The sequence below is a fragment of the Neisseria sp. P0021.S005 genome (assembly GCF_051956955.1).
This window is the reverse complement of sequence record NZ_JBQCWY010000102.1, coordinates 1-8,320: the sequence shown is the minus strand read 5'-3', so window position 1 is coordinate 8,320 and position 8,320 is coordinate 1. Positions and strand designations below refer to the sequence as shown.

Here is an 8,320-nt window from a genome sequence, read left to right as displayed (position 1 = left end):
TCCGTTACCGTTGCCCAACCGTCTATCGCCACCATACCGTCTTTGGCATCCAAGCCGACGATAATCTGACCCGGAAAGGCCTTACATGCTTCGCGCACAAATTCAGGATTTTTTACCGCGGCCGTACCGATAATCACATCGGTCAGACCCAAATCCAAATACTTTTCGATGGTGCCCAAATCACGGATACCGCCGCCAAGCTGTACCGGAATATCTTTAACCACGGCGGCCAAAATTTCTTTAATCGCCGGAAAATTTTGAGGAACGCCTGCGAATGCGCCGTTCAAATCAACCAAATGCAAACGGCGTGCGCCTTGATTGCGCCAATGCAACGCCATCTCTGCCGGCGAGTCGGAAAACACCGTCGCCTGCTCCATCAAACCTTGTTTTAAGCGAACACAGCGTCCTTCTTTCAAATCAATGGCAGGTACCAACAGCATTTTCTTCTCCTCTATTCAATTTCAGTATATTTTACACAAATTAGCGATTTTTAGCAGATTTATGTTAAAGCCTCAAATCTGCCAATTTAAAAAATTACGCAGCAGCAGCAATCCTGCCTGATGGCTTTTTTCCGTGTGGAATTGTGTGGCAAATACATTGTCCTTACCGACAATGCAGGCAAATTCATTCGGATATTCACTGACACCTAAAATAATCTCTTCATTTTTCGGTGCAAAATAATAGCTATGGACAAAATAGAAATACTCGTTCTGCCCAATGTCTTGAAATAAAGGATGCGGACGGGTTTGGCGCACTGTATTCCAACCCATATGCGGCACTTTCAGACGGCCTCCCTGTGCATCGGTTTGATTGGGCAAAAACCGTTTTACTTGTCCTTCAAACCAACCCAAACCATCTGTATCGCCTTCTTCGCTGTGTTCGAACAATAATTGCGCACCTACGCAAATTCCAAAAAACGGCTTGTTTTTCAGGCCGTCTGAAACCGCCTCGCCCAAACCGCTTGCCTTCAGCGCCGACATACAATCCGGCATGGCGCCCTGCCCCGGAAAGATAACCTTATCCGCCGCCATCACCTCTTCAGGCCGCGAAGTCAGATAAATTTCAGCATTTTGATTGGACAAGGCCTGCGCCGCCTGAACAGATTTCAATACTGAGTGCAGGTTTCCCATTCCATAATCGACAATCGCTACTTTCATTGTTTCTCCTCAGGCCGTCTGAAAACATTTAATGATTAATATAATAATAAGAATGATTGTAGCAAAAGATGGTTTAAAACAAAATATTGCCACTATACAAGACAAATAATAAAAGGCCGTCTGAAATCCCAATCGGTTTCAGACGGCCTTTATTCATTCACACGATGCCTTATTCTTCAGACGCGGCTTCCGCTTCTTCTTGAACAGATTCTTCACTCAGCGTGCCTTTGGTAGAAGGTGTTTGACCCATCATGCGCGGATCGTATTCGACCGCCATGCGCAAGGCGCGGCCGAAGGCTTTAAAAACGGTCTCGGCTTGATGATGTGCATTACGGCCGCTCAAATTATCGATGTGCAAGGTCATCATACTGTGATTCACAAGGCCGTGGAAAAATTCTTCAAACAAATCAACATCAAAACGGCCAATCAGGGCGCGGGTAAAGTCGATGTTATACACCAAACCAGGACGGCCGGAAAGATCGATGACCACGCGGCTCAACGCTTCATCCAGCGGAACATAGGCATGACCGTAACGGGTAATGCCGGCTTTATTGCCAAGCGCCTGTTTCAAGGCCTGACCCACCACGATACCGATGTCTTCAACCGTGTGATGGTCGTCAATGTGCAAATCGCCTTTACAGGTAATATCCAAGTCAATCAAACCATGGCGCGCCACTTGGGCAAGCATGTGTTCAAGGAAAGGAACGCCGGTATCCAAGCGGTATTTACCGGTACCGTCAAGGTTGAGGCTGACGGTGATTTGGGTTTCGCAGGTATTGCGGGTAACGGTAACAAAACGGTCTTCGGTTGAAACACCAGCTTCGACTGCTTCGACAGTTTGTTTTTCCAAACGCGCCACTTCAACCGCTGCTGCTTTTTCTTGGTCTTTGCTGTGATCACGGTTCAGCCAGCCTTTGCGTTTGTGCATGCCGGATTCCAACTTCGCAGCCAGGCTCGGACGAATGCCGCGTGCAGACTCATCGCCTGCTTGTTGTTCCAAACGGCGTTTGAGCTGAGACAAAGAGGCGGAGTTTTCATAACCGCACGCGCGTGCAAGCTTGGTCAATGAACCGGCTTCTTCAACCAGTAACAGAAAATTGGTCAAATGCAGTTGAGCTTTGTTCATAATGGTAGTTTCCTTGGAATCAAAGATTGGGGTAAAGGTTTCTAATAACGGCCAAGACAGCATCATTTTGCGCTGCCGAGCCTATGGTTATGCGGACACACTGATCCAAAAGCGGATGGCTGCCATGCAGTTTTTTAATCAGTATGCGGTATTGCTTCAATGTTTCAAACAGCCCGTCCGCATCAGGAACGCGAACGGTAATAAAGTTGGCTTCGCTCGGAAAAACTTCCAAACGGTTTAATTTCAACAATTCATTCATCACGCGCGAACGCTCGTTTTTTAATATATCAATGTTTTGCTGAATGATTTGATGATGTTTCAATGAGAATTTTGCCGCCGCCAAGCTTAATTGATTCATATTGTAAGGCGGAAGGATTTTGGCCAGTTCACCCATAATGCTTGGACTTGCCGCCGCATATCCCATCCGCAAGCCTGCAAAGCCGATTTTACTGATGGTGCGCATTACGACCAGGTTTTCGACTTCGCCCGCCCACGGAAGGAAACTGTCATGATGAAACGCGCCATATGCCTCATCGACAACCACAATGCCGGTTGCCGCACGAATGACCGCCTCTACTTCTTCTCGTTTAAAGCACACGCCGGTAGGATTATTGGGATAGGCAATAAAAATTAATGACGGCTGATGTTGCTCAATCGCAGACAAAACGGCAGGAAGATTTAAAGAAAAATCCGGATTTAAGGGAATACCGACATATTCCATACCATAAAGCGCGGCATTATGACGATACATAACGAAACTTGGCTCAATACCCAATACACGCGCATTTGGTTTGGCAACCAGCATAGTCAAAAACTGGATAAGCTCGTCTGAGCCGTTGCCCAATGCGATTTCCGCTTTATCGGGAATACCGAAAATTTCCCTCAATTCTTCATAAATCCCGCTCTTGGCAGTATGGGGATACAAATGAATCGGTGCCTGCTTTGCCAAGTCCGCCCATTCTGACAACAAAGATTCATATCCGGCGAAAGGATGATGCGGACACTCCATAGCGTCCAACTTAATAAAACCTTCCGGCAAATCAGCAACCTGATAGGCTGTCATTACTTTAATATCATCACGGATAACTTCAGCAACGCGATTCATGGTTTTCTATCCTCCTGAGATAAAGTATTTATAATAGTAGCACAATCTTTATTAGATATATATATTAATAAGACTATAAAACAAGATAAAGTTTCATTAATTTGAAGAAAAAACAATAAATCCTTTCTTGAGCATCTTTAAGCAATATTCTTGGCTTACCCCGCCTTTTTAGCGGTATAATTTTAAGTTTTCCAGTACGGCTTACGCCCTCAATCTTGTGAATAATACACGCTCCCCATTACCTTATCTTGCAACGTCCATAAGCCTTATCCTGCTGATTCTGCTTTCCTTGTCGTGGGAATTGTGGATCGCTCCATTGCGCGAAGGCGGCTCATGGTTGGCACTGAAAGCCCTGCCTTTGTGCTTGCCGTTGACCGGTATTTTGAAAAAACGCATCTACACTTACCAATACAGCTCCATGCTAATTCTGATTTACTTTGCCGAAGCCTGTATGCGCCTGGCTGACACAGCCGTCGCCAGCCGGATTTGCGCCGCCGTTTCCGTATTATTGTGCATTGCCTTTTTCCTCGGCTGCCTTGCATTTATCAAACAACAAAAACACACATCAAAATGACCTACCACACACTTTCAGACGGCCTGACCGAATCTTCAGTGAAAACCTTTTGGCCTTTATGGCTCAGCTTTATTTGGATTTGCGCCGTCCCTTTTCTTTCACTCTACCGAGTCGGCCCACTACCCAGCTTTTATCTGGAAGCCATTTCACTGAGCGGCTCATTGGTACTGACATTGATTAGCGCACACAAAGGCCTGCTGAATATCCGTCTTCCCACACTCAGTATCGGCCTGTTTGCCATGGCTGCATTTTGGTTGCTCCAAGCACGCCTCATGCATTCGACCTACCCCGGCATGAGCGATATTACTGCCTGGACCTTTGTCATTTTGGCACTGGGCGCATGGTCGGTGCGGGGCTGGGTAGCAGCTTACGGACAGGAGCGCGTCGTCAGCATCTTCGCTTGGTCTTTATTGATAGGTGCAACTATGCAGGCTGCCATCGTTTGGCTGCAATTTAAAGGCTGGTCCAACGTAGAGTGGTTGAACGGCATCATTGCCCGAAGCAACGGCACCGTAAACGGCCAACTCGGCCAACGAAACCATTTGGGACATTATTTAATGTGGGGCATTTTGGCGGCATCCTATTTATGGACGGCACGCAAAATGTCCAATACAGCAGGTTTTCTGTTTGTATTGGCTTTGACCGCAACCCTCGGCCTTGTCAACTCACGCACCATCTTAGGCTACATTGCCGCCCTATTCCTGATTACACCGTTATGGTTTTGGCGTACCCGTTTCCAACACAAACGCGCACTGTGCATTTTTCTCCTGACCGCCATCCTGGCCGCCGCTTTCCAATTCGGTATGGGCAGCCTGTTGGACTTGTTTGGCAACGTCAAATACGAAACCGCTGTCGAACGCGCAGGCACCAGCGGTTTTGAAGGTTCCATGCGCCAAATCGAATGGAGCAAGGCATGGATTGCCTTTCAATCCGCACCTTGGTTCGGCCATGGCTGGAACAGTTTTGCCCAACAAACCTTCCTGATCAATGCCCAACAACAATACTTCCCCAACAATATCCTCGGCGTACTGTTTACCCATTCGCACAATATCGTCATGCAGTTATTGTCCGAAATGGGCATTGCCGGCACCTTACTTGCAGCCTTAACCCTGCTTGCAGCCGTGTGGCGACTGTTGGGCCGCAATCAAACGCCGGCCTCGCTGTTTTTACTGACTGCCGCCGCCGTCAGCCTTTGCCACAGCATGCTTGAATATCCTCTTTGGTATATCTACTTCCTCACTGTATTCAGCCTGATTCTGTCGTTGACACCCTCTTATCCGAAAGATGTTTCAGACGGCCCTTTATCCACCCGAATCAGACAATGGGCAAGCGGTATAGCTGCTTTATCGATTTTAATCGGCATAGCAAACCTCAGCTGGGAATATCAAAATCTGACCCAATATAGCCGTGTAGGGAAAACCGATGATCAGCAAACGGTTCAAAACAAAATCGACGGCTTGCAACGACTTTCCAAAGAAAGCCCCATGCTTGCCTATTACGCCGATTTGAGCTTGAGCAAACGTGCAGATCCGACCGATGCCTATATCCACCCATGGGCAGAAGAGGCCGCACTCAAAGCCCTGACCTACCGCCCCTACTCCAGCGCCTACCAAGTTGGCCTTTACCTCTACCGACAAGGTAAAAAAGAAGAAGGTGCGCAATGGATGCAGGCAATGCAATATTATTATCCTTATATGATGTATTTCTACGCCGACAAAATACGCAGCCACCCGACATTCGCCCCCTTACTGCCCAAACTTTTGTCCGATTGCAAAGATTTCATCAACGCACCGAAACACCAAACCGCCCAATCATGCGACAAACCCTGAACAAAACACACCTAATTGTCAGTTTGTCCTTACAGGCCGTCTGAAAATGTAAAGAGCAGCAAGTTTCTATGCAAAAAAGCGCAAAAGCACAGAAAATTACGCTATCAACAAAAGCAGATTGCATGTTAAGATTGAATACAACTCTATTTTAAGCGCCGCACCGCCTATTTAGTGCCACGGCGCATACAATCACGAAAAGGAAATTCCATGAGTCGCGTATTACTCGTAGATGACGATGCCCTCTTGACCGAATTGCTGACCGAATACCTGACTGCCGAAGGCCTCAACGTTCATAGCGTTCCCGACGGCGAAGCCGGCGTTCAAGAAATTCTGACCGGACAATACGATGTCGTCGTATTAGACTCCATGATGCCTAAAATGAACGGTTTGGACGTACTGAAAAACGTACGTACCCAAAGCACCGTGCCCATCATTATGCTGACCGCGAAAGGCGACGACATCGACCGCATTATCGGTCTGGAAATGGGTGCGGACGATTATGTTCCGAAACCATGCACACCGCGCGAACTCTTGGCCCGCATCAACGCCATCCTGCGCCGTGCGCAACACAGCAACGAACAAAACAACGCGCCTAACAGCATTTCTGTCAGCGACGTTGTCCTCTACCCTGCCAAACGCCAAGCCAGCATCAAAGACACTCCGCTTGAGTTGACCAGCACCGAATTCAACCTGCTCGAAGTTTTGATGCGCCACGCCGGACAAGTCGTCAGCAAAGAGACCCTGTCTATCGAGGCACTCGACCGCAAACTGGCTAAATTTGATCGCAGCATCGACGTACACATCTCCAGCATCCGCCACAAATTGGGCGATGCCTCCCTGATTCAAACTGTACGCGGCTTAGGCTACCTGTTTGTTAAAAACTAAAGATTAAACAGATCAATGAAACTGTTTCAACGCATCTTCGCCACATTTTGCGCAGTCATCGTCTGCGCAATCTTTGTGGCGAGTTTTTCATTTTGGCTGGTACAAAACACCCTCGCCGAAAACCAATTCAACCAACGCCGCACCATCGAAACCACATTGATGAGCAGCATCATCTCCGCGTTTAACTCGCGCGGAGACAGCGGTGCGCGTGAAATTCTTTCGGAATGGAAAAACAATCCGGTTTCCAATGCCGTTTATGTGATTACCGGCGACGATAAAAAAGATATTTTAGGCCGCAACATCGACAGCCTGTCCATCGAACGCGCCCGCATCTTTGCCATCAACAATCCCGAATCCGATTTAGCCCACATCGAATACGACCGTTTCGGCGAAGAATACCTCTTCTTCATTAAAGGCTGGGACAACCATCAAGCCCAACGCCTGCCCAGCCCGCTCTTCATTCCCGGCCTGCCGCTCTCGCCGATTTGGCACGAATTTATCATTCTGTCTTTCATCATCATCGTCGGCCTCTTGATGGCATACATCCTTGCCAACAACATTACCAAGCCCATTAAAATTCTTGGCGGCGGTATGGACAGGGTAGCCAACGGCGAACTCGAAACCCGCATTTCCCAGCAAGTTGACGACCGTGACGACGAATTGTCCCACCTTGCCGTGCAGTTCGACAAAATGGCCGAGAAACTGGAAAAACTTGTTGCCAAAGAGCGTCATTTGCTCCACCACGTTTCTCATGAAATGCGCTCGCCGCTGGCACGTATGCAGGCGATTGTCGGCCTGATTCAATCTCAGCCGCAAAAGCAAGAGCAATACCTCAAGCGCCTTGAAGGCGAATTGGTGCGCATGGATACTCTGGTCGGCGAATTGTTGACCCTATCCCGCTTGGAAACTTCCAATATTCCTTTGGAAAAAGAAAACCTCAAACTCGTTCCGTTCTTAACCAACTTGATTGAGGACAACCAAAGCATTGCCCACCAAAACAACCAAAGCGTTACCCTGAGCATTGACCCAAAAATCCCCGAAAATGCCGTGGTCAGCGCCAACGAAGGCTATCTATACCGCGCCTTTGACAACGTTATCCGTAATGCCATCAATTACAGTCCGGAAGGCAGCACCATTCAAACCCATATCGGACAAGACGGCAAACACTGGATTATCGATGTGACCGACAACGGTCCGGGTGTCGATGAAATGCAGCTTCCGCATATCTTCACTGCCTTTTATCGCGCCGACTCCAGCGCGCACAAGCCCGGTACAGGTTTAGGGCTTGCATTGACACAGCACATTATGGAACAGCACTGCGGTAAAATCATTGCTGAAAATGTCAAACCCAACGGCCTGAGGATGCGTTTTATCCTTCCCAAAAAGAAAGCCGGAGACAAAAAAGAAGTCTAAAAATAAGGCCGTCTGAAACTTTTCAGACGGCCAAAAACACAAATAAGGAACCATCATGAGCGCAACCGTCCAAACCGGCTCCGGCTACTTCTTCATGCCTGAACACATCATCCTCGTCGGCGCCAGCGAACGTCCGCACAGCCTTGGCGAACGCATTTTCAGCCACCTGCTCGGTTCCTCATATCAAGGCAAAATCACCCCCGTCAATCTTCGACACAGCAGTGTAGCAGG

General features: G+C 48.2%; 9 protein-coding genes. 5 read left to right on the top strand and 4 right to left on the bottom strand.

Annotated features, from left to right (window positions below; translation table 11 throughout):
* The 4 genes from ACTHUE_RS07745 to hisC form a co-directional block, all read right to left on the bottom strand.
* Positions 1-440 (bottom strand): HisA/HisF-related TIM barrel protein (locus ACTHUE_RS07745; protein WP_440423224.1); only part of this gene is annotated, 440 nt, incomplete at its 3' end.
* A 72-nt stretch (positions 441-512) separates the two neighbouring features.
* Positions 513-1,157, bottom strand: a complete 645-nt coding sequence (gene hisH, locus ACTHUE_RS07740) for an imidazole glycerol phosphate synthase subunit HisH (protein WP_049336732.1) — start codon at positions 1,155-1,157, stop codon at positions 513-515.
* Between the two features lie 169 nt (positions 1,158-1,326).
* Positions 1,327-2,283 (bottom strand): imidazoleglycerol-phosphate dehydratase HisB, encoded by a 957-nt coding sequence (gene hisB, locus ACTHUE_RS07735; RefSeq protein ID WP_070587450.1) that lies wholly within the window; start codon positions 2,281-2,283, stop codon positions 1,327-1,329.
* Positions 2,284-2,302: 19 nt separating this feature from the next.
* Positions 2,303-3,388, bottom strand: coding sequence for a histidinol-phosphate transaminase (hisC, locus tag ACTHUE_RS07730; protein WP_049336735.1), 1,086 nt, complete (start codon positions 3,386-3,388; stop codon positions 2,303-2,305).
* Between the two features lie 217 nt (positions 3,389-3,605).
* On the opposite strand from hisC, the gene ACTHUE_RS07725 reads away from it, so the two are divergent.
* The 5 genes from ACTHUE_RS07725 to ACTHUE_RS07705 all read left to right on the top strand — a co-directional run.
* Positions 3,606-3,962 (top strand): DUF2069 domain-containing protein, encoded by a 357-nt coding sequence (locus ACTHUE_RS07725; protein WP_049336736.1) that lies wholly within the window; start codon positions 3,606-3,608, stop codon positions 3,960-3,962.
* Positions 3,959-5,791 (top strand): PglL family O-oligosaccharyltransferase, encoded by a 1,833-nt coding sequence (locus tag ACTHUE_RS07720; RefSeq protein WP_049344880.1) that lies wholly within the window; start codon positions 3,959-3,961, stop codon positions 5,789-5,791. Before ACTHUE_RS07725 ends, ACTHUE_RS07720 begins: the two co-directional genes overlap by 4 nt.
* A 207-nt stretch (positions 5,792-5,998) precedes the next feature.
* A complete protein-coding gene (gene misR / locus ACTHUE_RS07715; RefSeq protein WP_003748666.1) occupies positions 5,999-6,676 on the top strand; it encodes a two-component system response regulator MisR in 678 nt (225 codons plus the stop codon).
* Between the two features lie 15 nt (positions 6,677-6,691).
* A complete protein-coding gene (locus ACTHUE_RS07710) occupies positions 6,692-8,089 on the top strand; it encodes a HAMP domain-containing sensor histidine kinase (RefSeq protein ID WP_004519642.1) in 1,398 nt (465 codons plus the stop codon).
* A 55-nt stretch (positions 8,090-8,144) separates the two neighbouring features.
* Positions 8,145-8,320: CoA-binding protein (locus ACTHUE_RS07705; protein WP_440423226.1), on the top strand; the 176-nt coding region annotated here is incomplete at its 3' end.